General features: G+C 43.5%; 16 protein-coding genes and 1 pseudogene. 14 read left to right on the top strand and 3 right to left on the bottom strand.

The window, feature by feature from the left end; genetic code table 11:
* Positions 1 to 3: 3 nt before the first annotated feature.
* From AAHT65_RS00110 to coaE, 3 genes and pseudogenes are all read left to right on the top strand, one after another.
* A pseudogene (locus tag AAHT65_RS00110) lies at positions 4 to 195 on the top strand (zinc finger domain-containing protein); the annotation flags it as partial.
* Positions 196 to 371: 176 nt separating this feature from the next.
* Complete coding sequence (ytaF, locus tag AAHT65_RS21570) at positions 372 to 1004, top strand: sporulation membrane protein YtaF (RefSeq protein WP_003325118.1); 633 nt, start codon at positions 372 to 374, stop codon at positions 1002 to 1004.
* A 16-nt stretch (positions 1005 to 1020) separates the two neighbouring features.
* Positions 1021 to 1614: a dephospho-CoA kinase gene (gene coaE, locus AAHT65_RS21565; RefSeq protein WP_343310802.1), complete on the top strand. Its 594-nt coding sequence runs from the start codon at positions 1021 to 1023 to the stop codon at positions 1612 to 1614.
* A gap of 44 nt (positions 1615 to 1658) precedes the next feature.
* On the opposite strand, the gene AAHT65_RS21560 is transcribed toward coaE, so the two are convergent.
* Complete coding sequence (locus tag AAHT65_RS21560) at positions 1659 to 2501, bottom strand: aldo/keto reductase (protein ID WP_343310801.1); 843 nt, start codon at positions 2499 to 2501, stop codon at positions 1659 to 1661.
* Positions 2502 to 2591: 90 nt separating this feature from the next.
* Entirely contained in the window at positions 2592 to 3788 is a 1197-nt protein-coding gene (locus AAHT65_RS21555; protein ID WP_010789460.1) for an MFS transporter, read from the bottom strand.
* A gap of 187 nt (positions 3789 to 3975) precedes the next feature.
* On the opposite strand from AAHT65_RS21555, the gene AAHT65_RS21550 reads away from it, so the two are divergent.
* The 9 genes from AAHT65_RS21550 (at position 3976) to thrS (ending at position 13408) form a co-directional block, all read left to right on the top strand.
* The gene (locus AAHT65_RS21550; RefSeq protein ID WP_013390619.1) at positions 3976 to 4356 is read left to right on the top strand and encodes a winged helix-turn-helix transcriptional regulator; all 381 of its coding nucleotides are present in this window, start codon (positions 3976 to 3978) and stop codon (positions 4354 to 4356) included.
* Positions 4357 to 4606: 250 nt separating this feature from the next.
* Positions 4607 to 5629, top strand: a complete 1023-nt coding sequence (locus AAHT65_RS21545; RefSeq protein ID WP_003325124.1) for a glyceraldehyde-3-phosphate dehydrogenase — start codon at positions 4607 to 4609, stop codon at positions 5627 to 5629.
* Between the two features lie 234 nt (positions 5630 to 5863).
* A complete protein-coding gene (gene speD / locus AAHT65_RS21540) occupies positions 5864 to 6244 on the top strand; it encodes an adenosylmethionine decarboxylase (RefSeq protein WP_003223584.1) in 381 nt (126 codons plus the stop codon).
* Between the two features lie 289 nt (positions 6245 to 6533).
* Positions 6534 to 6992 (top strand): transcriptional regulator NrdR, encoded by a 459-nt coding sequence (gene nrdR, locus AAHT65_RS21535; RefSeq protein WP_088117730.1) that lies wholly within the window; start codon positions 6534 to 6536, stop codon positions 6990 to 6992.
* Positions 6993 to 7103: 111 nt separating this feature from the next.
* The gene (locus AAHT65_RS21530) at positions 7104 to 8522 is read left to right on the top strand and encodes a replication initiation and membrane attachment family protein (RefSeq protein ID WP_268481622.1); all 1419 of its coding nucleotides are present in this window, start codon (positions 7104 to 7106) and stop codon (positions 8520 to 8522) included.
* A 27-nt stretch (positions 8523 to 8549) separates the two neighbouring features.
* Positions 8550 to 9482 (top strand): primosomal protein DnaI, encoded by a 933-nt coding sequence (gene dnaI, locus AAHT65_RS21525; RefSeq protein ID WP_343310800.1) that lies wholly within the window; start codon positions 8550 to 8552, stop codon positions 9480 to 9482.
* 33 nt (positions 9483 to 9515) lie between these two features.
* Complete coding sequence (locus tag AAHT65_RS21520; protein WP_003325129.1) at positions 9516 to 10148, top strand: TVP38/TMEM64 family protein; 633 nt, start codon at positions 9516 to 9518, stop codon at positions 10146 to 10148.
* Between the two features lie 88 nt (positions 10149 to 10236).
* A complete protein-coding gene (gene ytxC, locus AAHT65_RS21515) occupies positions 10237 to 11067 on the top strand; it encodes a putative sporulation protein YtxC (protein WP_106270777.1) in 831 nt (276 codons plus the stop codon).
* Between the two features lie 409 nt (positions 11068 to 11476).
* Positions 11477 to 13408: a threonine--tRNA ligase gene (thrS, locus tag AAHT65_RS21510; protein ID WP_003325131.1), complete on the top strand. Its 1932-nt coding sequence runs from the start codon at positions 11477 to 11479 to the stop codon at positions 13406 to 13408.
* A 195-nt stretch (positions 13409 to 13603) separates the two neighbouring features.
* Here thrS and AAHT65_RS21505 read toward each other — a convergent pair whose 3' ends face one another.
* Positions 13604 to 14389, bottom strand: a complete 786-nt coding sequence (locus AAHT65_RS21505; RefSeq protein WP_343310799.1) for an HAD family hydrolase — start codon at positions 14387 to 14389, stop codon at positions 13604 to 13606.
* A 209-nt stretch (positions 14390 to 14598) separates the two neighbouring features.
* Here AAHT65_RS21505 and AAHT65_RS21500 point away from each other — a divergent pair, with 209 nt between their 5' ends.
* Together AAHT65_RS21500 and AAHT65_RS21495 are read left to right on the top strand one after the other, a co-directional pair.
* Positions 14599 to 16380 (top strand): sensor histidine kinase, encoded by a 1782-nt coding sequence (locus AAHT65_RS21500; RefSeq protein ID WP_088117726.1) that lies wholly within the window; start codon positions 14599 to 14601, stop codon positions 16378 to 16380.
* Positions 16358 to 17086 carry a LytTR family DNA-binding domain-containing protein gene (locus AAHT65_RS21495; RefSeq protein ID WP_343310798.1) on the top strand — a complete coding sequence of 243 codons (729 nt, stop codon included), beginning with the start codon at positions 16358 to 16360 and terminating at the stop codon, positions 17084 to 17086. Before AAHT65_RS21500 ends, AAHT65_RS21495 begins: the two co-directional genes overlap by 23 nt.
* The last annotated feature ends 121 nt before the right edge of the window (positions 17087 to 17207 follow it).

Genomic DNA, 17207 nt, shown 5'->3' with positions numbered 1-17207 from the left:
TTAGAAGCCATTGATGCGGGAGGAAGCACCGTTCGTTCTTATATAAATTCCCAAGGTGAAATCGGAATGTTTCAGCTCCGCCATTTTGTTTATGGAAAAAAAGACAAACCATGCAAAACGTGCGGTACCATGATATCTAAAATCGTCGTCGGGGGAAGAGGCACACACTTTTGTGCCAAATGCCAGAAACAATAAAGGTTAACTGTTCAAGCTGGCGGTGTGAATGATCAAAGTCTTTTAGGAAAGAAAACTCTTGTTTGTATAACACGAATGTTTCATCTTTCCCATATATATAAAGAGCCCATGTAATAAATGCTGGGGTTTAAAAAAGACTCTGATTATCGCGCACCAACAGAAAGGGAGAAACGGATATGCAAATGGTTTCTTTGCTGCTAGTGGCATTGGCAGTCAGCTTGGACAGTTTTTCGGTCGGATTTACGTACGGTTTGCGAAAAATGAAGATCCCGTTGAAAGCCATTATCGTGATTGCCTGCTGTTCAGGCGCTGTCATGTTTTTGTCTATGTTGATCGGGGGCTTTCTCACAAAGTTTTTCCCCGTGTATGTGACAGAAAAACTCGGCGGACTGATTTTAGTCGGAATCGGCGCATGGGTCTTATACCAATTTTTCAGGCCGACAAAAGAACAGGATTACTTATTGCACGAAAAAACTTTACTTAATCTAGAGGTTAAGTCATTGGGGATTGTGATCCACATTTTAAGGAAACCGACAAGCGCTGATATCGACAGGTCCGGTACCATTAACGGAATAGAAGCGCTCCTGCTCGGCTTTGCCTTGTCGATTGACGCTTTCGGAGCGGGGATCGGCGCTGCAATTCTTGGATTTTCCCCTATCACCTTGAGCTTTGCTGTTGCAATCATGAGCTCGCTGTTTGTATCAATAGGTATATATGCAGGCCATGTGTTATCAAAATGGAGCTGGATTGATAAAATGGCGTTTTTGCCGGGGCTCTTGCTTATCACGATCGGGCTGTGGAAACTGTAAAAAAGGAGTGGCGTTCTTGACCTTAGTCATTGGTTTAACGGGAGGCATCGCAAGCGGCAAAAGTACGGTTGCCAATATGCTGAAGAATAAAGGAATCACTGTTATAGACGCGGATATCATTGCAAAACAAGCGGTTGAAAAAGGGATGCCGGCCTACCGGCAAATCATTGACGCTTTTGGTGAAGACATCCTGCTGGATAATGGTGACATAGACCGAAGAAAGCTTGGGGCCATTATATTTAATAATGAAGAAAAACGCCTTACATTAAACGGAATTGTGCATCCCGCTGTAAGAGCGGAAATGATTAGCAAACGGGATTTGGGAGTATCAAATAACGAGCCGTTCGTCGTATTAGACATTCCCTTGCTGTTTGAAAGCAAGCTGGAGCATTTGGTAGACAAGGTGCTGGTCGTAAGTGTACCAGAAGCGCTTCAGCTCAAAAGGCTGAAAGAGCGAAATCAGCTAACAGAGGAAGAAGCCTTGAGCCGGATTAACTCACAAATGCCGTTAGCAGATAAAATCAAACGTGCCGACAAGATCATTGATAACAGCGGCAGTTTAGAGCAAACAAAACGCCGGCTCGATGACATCATCTCTGGCTGGTCATAAAGAAACACCGTTCATCTTTTCTGAACGGTGTTTCTTTTTTTATATTAGAAATCAAAATTGTCTGGGTCCGGACCGACTCGTTCATTTTGATTCAGCTCATCAATTCGTTTCATATCCTCATTTGTTAATTCAAAATCAAACACGTTTGCGTTTTCTGAAATCCGGTGTGCTTTTGTTGACTTGGGAATGGTGATGACACCGTTTTGCAGATCCCAGCGCAAAATGATTTGTGCAACAGATTTGTTATATTGATGTGCAATTTCTTTCAGCACGGGGTGATCCAGCAATTGGCCCTGCATTAAAGGAGACCATGCTTCAAGCTGAATTCCGTGAGTCAGGCAAAATGCCTGCAGTTCTTTTTGGGTTAACCGCGGATGGTACTCCACCTGGTTGACCATCGGTTTGATTTCAGCATCTTTCATCAATTCTTCCAGATGATGAATTTGGAAATTGCTTACTCCGATCGCTTTAATCCGTCCTTCTTTATAAAGGGTTTCAAGCGCTCTCCATGCATCTTTATATTTCCCTTCTACGGGCCAGTGAATCAAGTATAAATCTAGATAGTCTAATCCGAGTTTTATTAAGCTTTCTTCAAATGCTGAGATGGCTGATTCATATCCTAAATCCGCGTTCCAGATCTTTGATGTGACGAATAAGTCCTCTCTTGAGATCCCGGCTTCTTTGAGCCCTTCACGTATTCCTTTTCCGACGCCTTCTTCATTTCCGTAAATCGCGGCTGTATCAATGCTGCGGTAGCCATGGGAAATGGCTGTTTTGACGGCATTCACTAACTCTGAACCTTCCTCAACTTTAAAAACTCCGATGCCAAACCAAGGCATTTTCACTCCGTTATGAAGTTTTGCTGTATCCTGTAAATGTGTTGCCATTATTGATTTCCTCCTTAATTTGCTACATGTATTTGATAGTTAAAAATAATCCGGTCTAAAAAGAAGCGTATCACCTACTTTCAAAGATAGTTATTGTACTGTTTTTCTTTGGTCGTGTTTTTCGAGAAGGCGGCTGTATCCTGTCAGCCCCACCGCTCCTAAAACCATCAATGATCCGATCCATGCCGTATGAATAAGTCCAATCGAATCTGTGATCACTCCGCCTAAATATGAACCAATCGCAATGCCTGCGTTAAAAGCAGCAATATTAATGGCAGACGCCACATCGACGGCGCTTGGTACGAAACGCTCGGCCAGCATGACTACATATACTTGGAGCCCAGGCACATTCATAAAAGCCAAAAATCCCATAAAGATAATGGTCAGGAGGCCCGCTATTTTAAAAGGAGCCGTAAATGTTAAAACCAAAAGCACAATAGCTTGCACAATAAACATATAAAATAGAGCAGTAATCGGGTTCCGGTTAGACAGTTTTCCGCCAATCATGTTGCCTATTGCAATGGCAATGCCATAAATAAGCAAAATAAAAGCTACAGTGCCTTCCTTAAAGCCAGTTACCTCCTGAAGCAATGGGGATAAATAAGTAAAGACAACAAAGGTTCCTCCATATCCTAATGCTGTAATGATAAATAAAAGCAGCAAGCGTCCATTGGTCACCAGCTTGATTTGGTCGCGAAACGTTGTACGGGTTCCTTTACGCAAATCCGATGGAATAAGGATGCCGTTTGTGACAAGAGCAATAACGCCGACTGCAATAATGACAATAAATGCAAGTCTCCAGCCGAATTGCTGTCCGATAAATGTCCCGAAAGGAACCCCGGTAACGGTTGCAACGGTAAGTCCTGTGAACATAATCGAAATCGCACTCGCTCTTTTATGTGCAGGTACAAGATCCGCTGCGATCGTGGAGCCGATTGACATAAATACACCGTGTGAAAATGCCGAAATCACCCGAGCGGCCAGTAAAACTCCAATACTCGTTGCGCTGGCCGCCATTGTATTGCCGGCAATAAAAATCAACATGATCCAAATTAATAAAGTTTTCCGCGGCATTCTGGATGTCAAGGATGTCAGAATCGGCGCGCCGAATGTGACCCCTAAAGCATAGAGGGAAACGGTCAAACCGGCTGTCGTGACAGGGATGTGTAAATCATCCGCGATCAGCGGCAAAAGGCCAACGCTGATAAATTCTGTTGTTCCGATGGCAAATGCACTCACGGCTAACGCCAAAAGCGCGAGTGTGCTGCGTTTTTTATTTAAAGTCATTTTCCTCTCCTCCTATTAGGTGCTGTATGATTGAAATTCTGCCGAGCAAGCTATATAAATAATGAGAGTTTGTTCAATATCGAGCGGCAAATGTTATTATGAGAGATATACGCATTAAAGAAAAGTACGTACTTAAAAGTGCTATAGGTACTTTTTTGTTCCTATAGAAGAGGAGGATGAATTGAATATGCAGAAAAAAAAATACAATATTTCAGTAGAAGCGACACTGGAAGTGATAGGAGGGAAATGGAAATGTGTAATCCTTTGCCATCTCACACATGGCAAAAAACGAACAAGTGAATTAAAACGACTTATGCCGGATATTACGCAGAAAATGCTGACTCAGCAGCTGCGCGAGTTAGAATCGGACGGAGTGATCAACCGGATCGTATACAATCAAGTTCCTCCTAAAGTCGAATATGAACTGAGTGATTATGGGAGAAGTCTGGAAAGTATTTTAGATTCTCTTTGTGCGTGGGGAGCAAAACATATCACAAAAGTATATGGCGATACCTTTTCTGTTTTAGAAGAGAGCGTATTGAATGATAAATTAAAACAGGAACTTTAAAAAATACCGGAACATCAAAAAAGGAGCAGAATCTTATGTCTGCTCTTTTTTTGATGCCATGTCCGGTCTGATTTTTAAGCGGATTCACAATAAAAATTAATTTAGGATGCAAAAAAGCCCACTGTACATCATAAATTATCATGACAATCGTTGATTTTTATCAAGATGTACTGGCAAAAAAGCTTTAATGTGTTATACTAATTTCAGATAACAACAAATTAGAATGACATAATTGATGAGGGGTGACCTTATGAAGGTGAAAGTAGCAATTAACGGGTTTGGACGCATCGGAAGAATGGTATTCAGAAAAGCAATGTTAGATGATCAAATTCAAGTGGTGGCAATTAATGCGAGTTACTCCGCAGAAACGCTGGCCCATTTAATAAAGTATGACACGACTCACGGACGGTACGAAAAAGAAGTAATAGCTGCGGAAAACAGTCTTATTGTGAATGGCAAAAAAGTGCTTTTATTAAACAGCAGAGACCCGCACAAGCTTCCTTGGAAAGAATATGATATCGATATCGTGGTAGAGGCAACAGGGAAGTTTAATGCAAAAGAAAAGGCGATGAGCCACATAGAAGCCGGCGCAAAAAAAGTCATTTTAACTGCTCCGGGAAAAAATGAAGACGTTACCATTGTGATGGGCGTTAATGAGGATCAATTCGATGCAGAGGAGCATGTCATCATCTCCAATGCCTCATGTACAACGAATTGCCTGGCTCCTGTTGTCAAAGTGCTTGATGACGAGTTCGGCATCGAGAGCGGTTTAATGACAACCGTCCATGCATATACGAATGACCAAAAAAATATTGATAACCCGCATAAGGATTTGCGCCGTGCCAGAGCTTGCGGAGAATCCATCATTCCGACGACCACGGGCGCTGCCAAGGCGCTGTCATTAGTGATGCCGCACCTGAAAGGAAAGCTGCACGGGCTCGCTTTGCGTGTGCCGGTTCCGAATGTGTCATTAGTTGATCTTGTTGTCGATCTAAAAACAGATGTAACGGCTGAAGAAGTGAATGAAGCTTTCAGGCAGGCAGCAAGAAGTTCAATGTACGGTGTGCTTGATTATTCAGATGAACCGCTTGTTTCCTCTGATTATAATACAAATTCACATTCTGCGGTCATTGACGGACTGACGACGATGGTGATGGAGGACCGTAAAGTAAAGGTTCTCGCGTGGTATGATAATGAATGGGGCTATTCCTGCAGGGTTGTCGATCTCATCCGCCATGTTGCCGCGAGAATGAAACACCCTTCAGCTGTATAAAATAAAGTCATGGGCACTCATTAACAAAAACCCTTACCTGCAATTTTGAAAAAACTCGCCTTGCAAAATAGACTTAAACGAAGTATACTATTTTTCGTGAACTTCTTGCTCGAGACTGTTTCGGGATTACTTAAAGGGTTAGGACCTCTCCGGACTAACTTTCCCCCGTGGTAAATAGCCGACCCAGTTGTTGGAATTTCACTTTTTAATTCTTGTTAAGGGGGGTCCATGACTATGGAAACAATGGGGCGTCACGTTATCTCCGAGCTATGGGGATGCGATTTTGATAAGCTGAATGACATGGATTTTATTGAAAAAACGTTTGTAAATGCTGCTTTAAAATCAGGAGCTGAGGTGCGCGAGGTTGCATTTCACAAATTTGCACCGCAGGGCGTAAGCGGAGTCGTTATTATTTCTGAATCACATTTAACGATTCACAGTTTTCCTGAGCACGGATATGCGAGCATTGATGTTTATACTTGTGGAGACTTAGATCCTAATGTCGCTGCTGACTACATTGCAGAGGCATTGCATGCTGATACAAGAGAAAACATTGAAATACCAAGAGGAATGGGACCTGTTCAAATTAAACAGGCTCAAGCCAAAGTATTATAATTTTAAACACGTACACAAAGGGAGCTGGAGTTAAAAAGCCATTACGCGCTTTTTAGCTTACGCTCCTTTTATATTTGTAAAGCAAATAATGGCAGTCAGCTTTTTCTTTTTCCGTTTTTTTTGTAAAATAAGAAAGGGAATAATCATTGATAGCAAGGCGGGTGTCCGAACCAGCCCGCACAAACGGCTCTCCCGACAGATTGGGCAATCGTCATCATCTATTACGACATTTTAGCCGGAAGCTGCCGAACAGACATCATAGCAACGAAATAGATGGGAGCTGATTATATTGAAATGTCCTTCATGCCAGCATAACGGCACGCGCGTTCTTGACTCGCGGCCTGTGGACGATGGAAAATCAATTCGCAGAAGGCGGGAGTGTGAATCTTGCCATTACCGTTTTACAACTTTTGAAAAGGTAGAAGAGATTCCGCTTATCGTCGTGAAAAAAGAGGGCTTACGCGAAGAATTCAGCCGGGAAAAAATGCTGCGCGGTTTAATTAAAGCCTGTGAAAAAAGACCGGTTCCTTTGAAAATCCTTGAAGATATGTGCTTTGATATTGAAAAAGAACTGAGAAACCAAGGCGTCTCTGAAGTGAAAAGCGAACTTGTCGGGGAAATGGTGATGGACAGGCTGGCTAAGGTTGATGAAGTCGCCTATGTCCGATTCGCGTCTGTATACCGCCAGTTTAAAGACATTAATGTATTTATTGATGAATTAAAAGATTTAATAAAGAAAGAGCGCTAAGAGCTAAAAGGAATCTTCTAGCTCTTTTCTCATGAGCAAATTTGGCATTTGATAGATATGAGAAACGGTGTAAAATGAGAAGTAGAAACAATTCGGAAGGTTTGAGAATGTATGGCTGACTATTGGAAAGATGTATTGCCTGTAGACCCTTATATGGTGAAAAGCCGTTCCATGCTGCAGGACATTGACAGACAAATCATTACACAACTGTATCAGCCCTTAATCGGCCCTTTTGCATATTCTCTATATATGACATTGTGGGGAGAGCTTGAACAAAACCGTCTGTGGGGAACCGAATCCACTCACAGGCAGCTGATGGGGATTACGCAGTCGAATTTAAAGAAAATCCATCAAGAGCAAGGGAAACTTGAAGGGATCGGATTATTAAAGGTATACGTAAAAGAGGCTGATCAAGAGCGGATGTTTATATATGAGCTGCTTCCTCCCCTCAGGCCGGATGAGTTTTTTGAAGATGGAATGCTGAACGTTTTTTTATATAACAGAGTCGGCAAAACGACGTATCAGCAATTGAAACAATTTTTCGCTCATCCGTCTGTCCCAGAGGAGGCGAAGGAGATTACACGCCCGTTCAACCATGCGTTTGAAGCCTTGCAGCCGAGTGAATGGAAGCTTTCGGCCGACATGGCGGAAACGATGGAGCTTCCTCAAGGCGAGGAATATACATCTGTCGGACAAGCGCCCTCTTATACCGTAACAGAGGACGTGTTTGATTTTGACCTGTTTTTAGCAGGGCTTTCAGAAACAATGATCCCTCGGAAATCCATCACAAAGCTGGTGCGTGAATCTATTAAGAAGCTGTCATATCTTTATGGAATTGATCCTTTGCAGATGCAAAATGTTGTCATGAGCGCCATTAATGAACAGGATGTCATTACAACCGAAGCCTTGAGAAAAGCGGCGAGCGATTGGTATCAGATTGAGCGGAACGGACAGCTGCCGGACTTGATCGACAAGACACAGCCGGTGCGCCTGCGTGAAGGCGAAAAACAGGCAGAACAGGACTCATTGGACGGCACGCTCATTGCACAGCTTGAAATGATTTCTCCGAGAAAGCTTCTTCAAGATATCGGGGACGGGACAGAGCCGTCTAAAGCTGATTTGAAAATTATTGAAGATATAATGTTCGAACAGAAACTTGAGCCAGGTGTAACAAATGTTTTAATTTATTATGTTATGCTCAAAACTGATATGAAGCTGTCAAAAAATTATATCCAGAAAATCGCTTCACACTGGGCCCGTAAAAAAGTGAAAACAGTTAGAGAAGCGATGAAACTTGCAATAGAAGAGCATCGCCAGTATTTAGAATGGGCAGACGGAAAAGCAAATCAGCCATCTAACAGAAACAAGAAAGTTATACGCGAAGAAAAGCTCCCTGACTGGCTGAAAGACAAAACAGAGAAGCCGAAATCTGCTGATGGACAACAGCAGTTAAGCCAAAATGATCTGGAAGAACAAAAGAAGAAAATGATGGAAGAAATGAAGAAACTCAAAAAATACTCTGCCTATTAGAGACAGAGAAGCGGGGTGAATTGATACATGGAACCAATCAGCCGTTCCCTGCAAGGAGTAACAGGCAGACCGGATTTCCAGAAGCGCCTGGAACAAATGAAAGAAAAAGTAATGAAGGACCAAGACGTACAAGCTTTTTTAAAAGAGCATGGCGATATCAGTCAAAGCATGATTGAACGCAGCTTAAATAAGCTTTATGAATATGCTCAGCAAAGCAAAAATTGCGCTTATTGTTCAGAGGATGAAAATTGCAACAATCTTTTAGAAGGCTATCATCCGAAGCTTGTTGTAAACGGGCGGTCCATTGATATTGAATATTATGAATGTCCGGTGAAACGCAGGCTTGATCAGCAAAAAAAACAGCGGTCCTTAATGAAGAGTATGTACATTCAGCAGGACCTTCTCGGAGCCACATTCCAGCAAATTGATATAAACGATTCGAGCAGGCTCGGCATTTTTCAGCACGTCACAGATTTTTTGAAACAATACAATGAAACGGGCAAAGGAAAGGGACTTTATCTTCACGGGAAATTCGGTGTAGGAAAGACATTTATTCTGGCCGCAATCGCCAATGAACTTGCAGAGAAAGAATATTCTTCAATGATCGTATATGTCCCTGAATTTGTCAGAGAACTGAAAAACTCGATGCAAGATCAATCGTTGGAAGCAAAGCTCAATATGGTGAAATCAACCCCCGTCCTGATGCTGGATGATCTCGGAGCGGAATCCATGACGAGCTGGGTGCGGGACGAAGTGATCGGAACGGTGCTTCAGCACAGAATGTCTCAGCAGCTGCCGACGTTTTTCTCCTCCAATTTTTCGCCGGATGAATTGAAGCATCATTTCACGTATTCTCAAAGAGGTGAAAAGGAAGAAGTAAAAGCGGCCAGACTGATGGAGCGCATTTTATATTTGGCTGCGCCGATCCGTCTTGACGGAGAGAATCGCCGCCATCAGTAGGCTTGCGGCCCAAAGGGGAAGGGATCTGAAGGAATGAAGACAAAAAGAGTTGTCAAATGGCTTGCCGTTATAGCCGGAGCAGGGCTGTTGTTTTATGCTAATCGGAGATATTTCAATGTGTCGCCAAAAGAGATCCGATTATGGGTTTTATCTTTTGGTGTATTTGCTCCGCTTGTTTTTATCGGGATATCTATTATTCGGCCCTTTGTGCTGTTCCCTGTTTCGGTAATTTCAGTAGCCGGCGGACTCGCGTTCGGCCCGATGCTCGGAACGATGTACACGTTAATGGGATCGATGTGCGCCGCGGCTGTTTCATTTCTTGCGGCGGGCCTGTTTGCCGCAAGAAAAAAAAGCCATCATGTAAGACTTGAAAACATTCAGAAACAAATGGAGAAGAACGGATTTTTTTATATCTTTATGCTCCGAATCCTGCCGATTAACTTTGATCTGATCAGCTACGCTGCAGGTATCTCCAATATTAAACCATGGACATACCTTGCAGCCACCGCCGCGGGGATCATCCCCGGCACCATCGCGCTCAATGTGCTTGGCGCAAGCTTTTTTACGGGCAATGTCCTTGTGTTCTCCATCGTGATTGTCATCTATATCATTTTTTTAACACTGCCGTTTGTTTTCAAAAAGAAGATGCCGAGCCTGTTTCACTGACGAAGTTTAAGATTTGGCATTGAGCTTTACGTCTATTTTAAAAGTCTCCCCCATATACTTGTAACAGATGCCGTAAGGGGGGACAAACATGCTTGAAATGATCTTTGAAGATGACCAAGACACAGCCGCTTTTTTACATCTCATTCAGCAATCGGACAATAGGAAAAAAGTGATTGTCCGTAAAGACATAAAAAAAATCGCAATCGCACAAGCTGAAGCTGATTTTTCAATTCAGCGTTTCATCGAGCCGGTCTTGGTCAGGTTTTTTTTAGAATGTAAAGAAGACGAGCATATGCTGTCGCTGATTGAAGGATCGTATTGCTTCTCTGATCCGGATGAGCAGCAGCAAATTCTTCAGCTCGCCCACAGTATCATTGAAGGGGACCTTGATGATTTGCCGTTCAAACAAAAAAAACTTCCTCGGTCACAGTATATTTTAGAGGAACTGCAGACGATTTCTTTAGAGACCGGAGTTTTTTCAGTGCGTTCTTTTCAAACATTTCGTCTTGGGAATTATTACGAACAGCTCAGAGAGTATGTGGAAGCAGCGATAGATGAATACAAAATGGAGCAGGAATACCAAAACTTTATTCAAACGCTGAGAGACTACGTCACCTCTAACACACCGCGAATGGAAAAGGTTCATATCGTCCATGACGGAACATTTACACTGTGGGAGCTGCGCTATGTTTCTGAACGGGAGCAAAAAAAATACATAGACAGGCGCTTTGTAAGGGAACACCCGATGTATATAGATTCGCATTTGCTCGCACCGCTCATATCCATCGCGCCGGAGAAGCTTGTGCTTTACACTGACCAGCCTGAGCATATGATGGTCAGGACCATACAGAACGTCTTTCAAGAACGGATGCAGATGTTTCCGCTGAGCGCGTTTGTCGCCGAGAAGTCGAAAGGATAGCCGTTAACAGCCTTACAGGTAAGTAAGGCTGTTTTGGACAGAAAAAAGAAAAATGCTTGTGTTGATTTTTTTTGGCAAACCTTTTATAATACATAGAAGATTATTGATCAGTTAAACGTACTGATAAGGACACGAAGGAATGATACCGGCTTTGAAGAGAGGGAAGCCCCCGGCTGCAAGCTTCCCAGCTTAGGACCATTCACTTTACCGCCTTTGAACCTCAGCTGTGAACGGCTTTTCTGCCAAGTAATGACTGACGGGAACTCCCGTTACAGAGTCTAGAGCCGCCATGCGCATGAGTTGTTTTTGCGTGTGCGGAAAAAAGGGTGGAACCACGATTCCGTTTGTTAACCTCGTCCCTTTCACAGGGGGCGGGGTTTTTTATATGCAAAAAAAAGGAGTGACGAAGATGTCAGATATGGTAAAAATCACATTTCCTGATGGGGCAGTCAAGGAGTTTGCGAAAGGCACGACAACAGAAGATATCGCGGCATCCATCAGTCCGGGATTGAAGAAAAAATCATTAGCCGGAAAACTGAACGGGCAAGAAATAGATCTTAGAACACCGATTAACGAAGACGGAACAGTGGAGATTATTACAGAAGGCTCAGAAGAAGGCCTTCAGATTATGCGACACAGCACGGCTCACTTATTGGCTCAAGCGATTAAACGCATATATAAAGATGTGAAATTCGGCGTCGGTCCTGTTATTGAAAATGGCTTTTATTATGACGTTGAAATGGAAGAAGCGATTACACCGGAGGATCTGCCGAAGATCGAAAAAGAAATGAAAAAAATCGTCAATGCAAACCTTCCGATCGTCCGCAAAGAAGTCAGCCGTGAAGAAGCGAAAGCCCGCTTTGCGGAAATCGGCGATGACCTGAAACTTGAATTGCTCGATGCGATTCCGGAAGGAGAAACCGTTTCGATTTACGAGCAGGGCGAATTCTTTGACTTGTGCCGCGGCGTTCATGTTCCGTCAACAGGGAAAATTAAAGAATTTAAGTTGTTAAGCCTTGCAGGCGCATACTGGCGCGGAGACAGCAACAACCAAATGCTTCAGCGCGTATACGGAACAGCTTTCTTCAAAAAAGCTGATCTTGAAGAGCATTTGCGATTGCTTGAAGAGGCAAAAGAGCGTGATCACAGAAAGCTCGGCAAAGAATTAAAGCTTTTTGCCAATTCGCAAAAAGTCGGCCAAGGGCTTCCGCTCTGGCTGCCAAAAGGGGCGACAATCCGCCGCGTAATCGAGCGTTATATCGTAGATAAGGAATTAAGCCTTGGCTATGAGCACGTATATACACCGGTGCTTGGCAGTAAAGAGCTTTATGAAACATCAGGACACTGGAACCATTATCAAGATGGCATGTTTCCGCCGATAGAATTGGACAATGAAACGCTGGCGCTGCGTCCGATGAACTGTCCGCATCATATGATGATCTACAAAAATGACATCCACAGCTATCGTGAACTTCCGATTCGGATCGCTGAACTCGGAACGATGCACCGCTATGAAATGTCAGGAGCGCTTTCAGGCCTTCAGCGCGTCCGCGGGATGACATTAAATGATGCTCACATCTTTGTGCGCCCGGATCAGATTAAAGATGAATTTATCCGTACTGTGCGTTTGATTCAAGACGTATATGAGGACTTCGGCTTGAACGACTATACATTCCGTTTATCATACCGTGATCCGGAAGATACAGAAAAATATTTTGATGACGATGAGATGTGGAACAAGGCGCAATCCATGCTGAAAGACGCAATGGACGAGATCGGCAGCGATTATTACGAAGCAGAAGGCGAAGCGGCATTCTACGGCCCTAAGCTTGATGTCCAAGTCAAAACTGCAATCGGAAAAGAAGAAACACTGTCTACTGTACAGCTTGATTTCTTACTGCCTGAGCGCTTTGATCTGACTTATGTCGGTGAAGACGGCAAACAGCACCGTCCTGTCGTAATTCACAGAGGTGTCGTATCAACAATGGAACGCTTTGTGGCTTTCTTAATTGAAGAGCATAAGGGTGCGCTTCCGACGTGGCTTGCACCTGTTCAATTCCAGGTCATCCCTGTATCACCGTCCGTGCATCTTGATTATGCAAAAAAAGTGCAGGAGCGTCTTCAGCGTGAAGGCTTGCGCGTGGAAGTTGATATCCGCGACGAGAAAATCGGCTACAAAATACGCGAAGCTCAAATGCAAAAAATCCCGTACATGCTTGTGGTCGGTGACCAAGAAGCTGAAAACGGCGCAGTAAACGTCCGTAAATACGGAGAGCAGAAGTCTGAGACGATTTCACTTGATGATTTTGTGAAGAAGGCTGTGGCTGAAGCGAAGAAATAACATAAAAAAAGCTGTTGGCTTGTTAGTTCTCACTAATAGGTTCAACAGCTTTTTTTTATATCTTGGCAGGTTCACCGTTGAAAATATAACCGTTTTTATATAAACCCATCCATACTTCTCATAATAGCCTTCTTTCTATTAAAAAGAGGAGATTAGCTATTGCACTAATCTTCCTCTAAAAGATACAATCTTCTTTTATTTATTTTCCAAAATCGCAAACAGCTCATGAAGATCGCTGATCACGTAATCAGGCTTCACTTCTGTTTCGTTTTTCTTCCCAGTCCGGTTCACCCAAACTGTTTTCATCCCAGCCCGTCCGGCACCGAGAATATCTGTATTCACATTATCGCCGACCATGATCGCATCGTCTTTTGAGATATGAAGCAAACCGAGGCAATGTTCAAAAATAGAAGTATCGGGCTTTCCTTTTCCAAAAGCGCCTGAAATCACAATTTCATTAAAGTAAGGAGCAAGCTCAGGCACCCCGGCTAATTTTTCTTTTTGCAGGCTCGGATCGCCGTTTGTTAAAAGCAGCAATTCGTATTTCCCTTTTAATTGGTCCAGCACGTCAAATGTTTCATCATACACAAACGGGCGTTTCCGGCGCTCTGCTGCGAAAAACTCTGCCAAATACTCACCATACGCCGCATCCTCGATACCGAATGCCTTCAATCCGTTCGTCCACGCGTTCCGCCTGTACTGCGGCGCAATTTTGTTCAGCTGCTTAAAGCCATCACTGATCGGCTCTGAGAAATTGGCCCACAGTCCTTCGAACGGGTTAATGCCGATCATCACTGTATATGGATATGTCTCATAAGACATGTACAGTTCTCTTGCCGCTTCCCGGACAGCTGCTTCAAATTCTTTCGGATCAAGCCCGTATTCCTTCTCCGCCTGCAAGCATGTTTCAGCGAATGTTGTGCTTACGCTTTTTTCATCCCAAAGTAGTGTATCGTCTAAATCAAAAAATACGGCTTTCATGATCTTCTCCCCTGCTTCTTATTCGATTTTGCCTTTATGTAAATCATTTTCTTTCTCTGCCAAAAGGCTCACGTTTATTCTACAATAGATAAAAGTCTTGATAAAGAAATGTTTTCAGATGATTTGAAAAAAACAGGCAGATGAATGAGAGAAATGAAAACCAACTATAAAAAATGATAAAATAAAATTTGAAAGATCAGGTGAATAAAATGATTCATTTAATGATCATGATGCTGGAAAGAGTCGGTATCATCGTAATATTGGGGTTTATATTGGCACATACAAAATTATTCAGACAAGCCTTGCAACAGCCGGCAAGCTATAAAGGAAAGGCTGTGCTGATTACGATTTTTTCCCTTTTCAGCATCATCAGCAACTACACGGGGATTGAAATTCAAAAGAACATTATTTTAAACAATGACTGGGTATTTGAAATTGATCCGTCAAGCTCGATTGCAAATACCAGAATCATGGGGGTGGAAATCGGCGGGCTGTTGGGAGGCCCGATTGTGGGCGCGGGAGTCGGTTTGCTGGCCGGACTTCATCGGTTGTCACTGGGCGGCAGCACCGCGTTCAGCTGTGCCGTATCCTCCATATTAGCGGGAATCTTGGCAGGCTGGATAGGCAGCTATTTCAGAAAGCGCTACCGGATTCCGACACCTCGTGCAGCTGCGCTTGTGGGAATCGGCATGGAGGCTTTGCAGATGCTCATTATCCTTCTGATGGCGAAGCCGTTTGCTGATGCATGGGCGCTTGTGAGTATGATCGGGATTCCGATGATTCTGATAAACGGTTCAGGCAGCTTTATTTTTCTCTCGATCATCCAGTCGATTATTCGGAAAGAAGAGCAGGCCAGAGCGCTTGAAACACACAGAGTGCTGATGATTGCGGATCAAACACTGCCCTATTTCCGCCAAGGTTTAAACGAAAATTCATGCAAAAGCGTGGCGTCCATCATACATAAACTGACGGGAACGGACGCTGTTTCCCTCACCGATAATAAAAAAATTCTTGCTCATGTCGGTGCGGGAACCGATCATCACATCCCATCAAAAAGTCTCATTACAGGGCTGTCCAAAAAAGTAATCAAAACAGGGTATATCATGAAAGCCACTTCACAGGAAGAGATCGAATGTACGCATGCCCAATGTCCTTTACATGCGGCAATCGTCCTGCCGCTTACATCAAACGGAAAAACGATCGGAACGCTGAAAATGTATTTCAAAAGCCCGGCCGGTCTCAGCCAGGTGGAGGAAGAGCTTGCTGAGGGACTGGCCATGCTGTTTTCCACACAGCTTGAGCTTGGAGAAGCCGAGCTGCAAAGCAAGCTGCTGAAGGATGCAGAAATTAAGGCGCTTCAGGCACAGGTCAATCCGCATTTTTTGTTTAACGCCATCAACACGATTTCCGCGTTATGCAGGACAGATGTCGAAAAAACCCGTAAGCTTTTGCTTCAGCTCAGTGTTTATTTTCGTTCCAATTTGCAAGGAGCAAGACAGCTGCTCATACCGCTGTCAAAGGAGCTGAACCACCTTCACGCTTACTTATCATTAGAGCAGGCACGTTTTCCCGGGAAATATGAGATTGAGATAGACATAGAAGACAGTCTGGACCAAATCGAAATCCCGCCATTTGTCTTGCAAGTTCTTGTAGAAAATGCGCTTCGACACGCTTTTCCGAAAAAACAAGACAGATATAAAGTGGAAGTGCAAGTTTTATCTGCTGAATCGTCTGTCTATATGAAGGTAAAAGATAATGGACGGGGCATTGCAGAGGAGATCGTAACTCAATTAGGAAACAAGCCTCTGCCGTCAAAAGAAGGGACGGGAACGGCTCTTTATAACTTGAATCAGCGGCTGGTTGGTTTGTTTGGCCAGCAAGCCGCCCTGCAAATAACGAGCGGAATCGATAACGGAACAGAGGTTTCATTTCAGGTGCCTTTGAAACAAATGAAAGAGGGAGAAGAACATGCTGAGGGTGTTAATCGTTGATGATGAAATACTGGCAAGAGATGAATTAGCCTATTTGCTCAAACGTACGAATGAGGTAGACGAAATAGATGAAGCTGAAAACATTGAATCGGCATTTGACCGGATGATGGATCAAAAGCCGGATCTTCTGTTCTTAGATGTTGATTTGTCCGGGGAAAACGGCTTTGATATCGCAAAGCGGTTAAATAAAATGAAGCATCCGCCTGCTGTTGTATTTGCGACCGCCTATGACCAATATGCGCTCAAAGCCTTTGAAGTGGACGCGCTTGATTATTTGACCAAACCTTTTGATGAGGAGCGCGTTCAGCAGACAATTAAGAAATATAAAAAGGTAAAACCGGATACCGGAGAACCGATGGAGCAGACAGGCTTAGTAAATCATCATAAGCTTGCCGTATCTGTCGGTGAATCGATCGTGATTTTAGATGCGTCAGAAATTATATTTGCCGGAATTGCCGATGGGCACACCGAGGTTAAAACGCATGAGACATCTTACAGTGTAAGCGATACACTGGCGGTTATTGAGAAGAAGCTGCCCGACGCAGACTTCATCCGCGTCCACCGCAGTTATATTGTCAATACTGAGTATATTAAAGAGATTCAGCCATGGTTTAATTCGACATATAATATCATTATGAAAGACGGATCAAAAATACCGGTCAGCCGCACATATGCTAAGGAATTAAAGAAACTGCTTCATATTTGATGAAGCGGTTTTTGTATTTCATCCCTCATTTTTTGCATCTCATCCCGATTATTCAGCAAGTTTAGATGTAAGCGCTTAATAAAGGGTTTTCATTTATTATAATGAGGACAACAAAGAGAAA

It is taken from the genome of Bacillus atrophaeus, from assembly GCF_039519175.1.
Taxonomy (GTDB): Bacteria; Bacillota; Bacilli; order Bacillales; family Bacillaceae; genus Bacillus; species Bacillus atrophaeus.
This window is presented reverse-complemented; position numbering and strand designations above follow the sequence as displayed.

What these genes read in the sequence shown, in the direction of transcription:
- speD (WP_003223584.1), top strand. Translation starts at nt 5,864, where the DNA reads ATGGAAACAATGGGGCGTCACGTTATCTCCGAGCTATGGGGATGCGAT.
- AAHT65_RS21560 (WP_343310801.1), bottom strand. Translation starts at nt 2,501, where the DNA reads ATGGCAACACATTTACAGGATACAGCAAAACTTCATAACGGAGTGAAA.
- AAHT65_RS21530 (WP_268481622.1), top strand. Translation starts at nt 7,104, where the DNA reads ATGGCTGACTATTGGAAAGATGTATTGCCTGTAGACCCTTATATGGTG.
- AAHT65_RS21550 (WP_013390619.1), top strand. Translation starts at nt 3,976, where the DNA reads ATGCAGAAAAAAAAATACAATATTTCAGTAGAAGCGACACTGGAAGTG.
- AAHT65_RS21505 (WP_343310799.1), bottom strand. Translation starts at nt 14,389, where the DNA reads ATGAAAGCCGTATTTTTTGATTTAGACGATACACTACTTTGGGATGAA.
- ytaF (WP_003325118.1), top strand. Translation starts at nt 372, where the DNA reads ATGCAAATGGTTTCTTTGCTGCTAGTGGCATTGGCAGTCAGCTTGGAC.
- AAHT65_RS21545 (WP_003325124.1), top strand. Translation starts at nt 4,607, where the DNA reads ATGAAGGTGAAAGTAGCAATTAACGGGTTTGGACGCATCGGAAGAATG.
- AAHT65_RS21555 (WP_010789460.1), bottom strand. Translation starts at nt 3,788, where the DNA reads ATGACTTTAAATAAAAAACGCAGCACACTCGCGCTTTTGGCGTTAGCC.
- AAHT65_RS21500 (WP_088117726.1), top strand. Translation starts at nt 14,599, where the DNA reads ATGATTCATTTAATGATCATGATGCTGGAAAGAGTCGGTATCATCGTA.
- AAHT65_RS21520 (WP_003325129.1), top strand. Translation starts at nt 9,516, where the DNA reads ATGAAGACAAAAAGAGTTGTCAAATGGCTTGCCGTTATAGCCGGAGCA.
- thrS (WP_003325131.1), top strand. Translation starts at nt 11,477, where the DNA reads ATGTCAGATATGGTAAAAATCACATTTCCTGATGGGGCAGTCAAGGAG.
- ytxC (WP_106270777.1), top strand. Translation starts at nt 10,237, where the DNA reads ATGCTTGAAATGATCTTTGAAGATGACCAAGACACAGCCGCTTTTTTA.
- AAHT65_RS21495 (WP_343310798.1), top strand. Translation starts at nt 16,358, where the DNA reads ATGCTGAGGGTGTTAATCGTTGATGATGAAATACTGGCAAGAGATGAA.
- dnaI (WP_343310800.1), top strand. Translation starts at nt 8,550, where the DNA reads ATGGAACCAATCAGCCGTTCCCTGCAAGGAGTAACAGGCAGACCGGAT.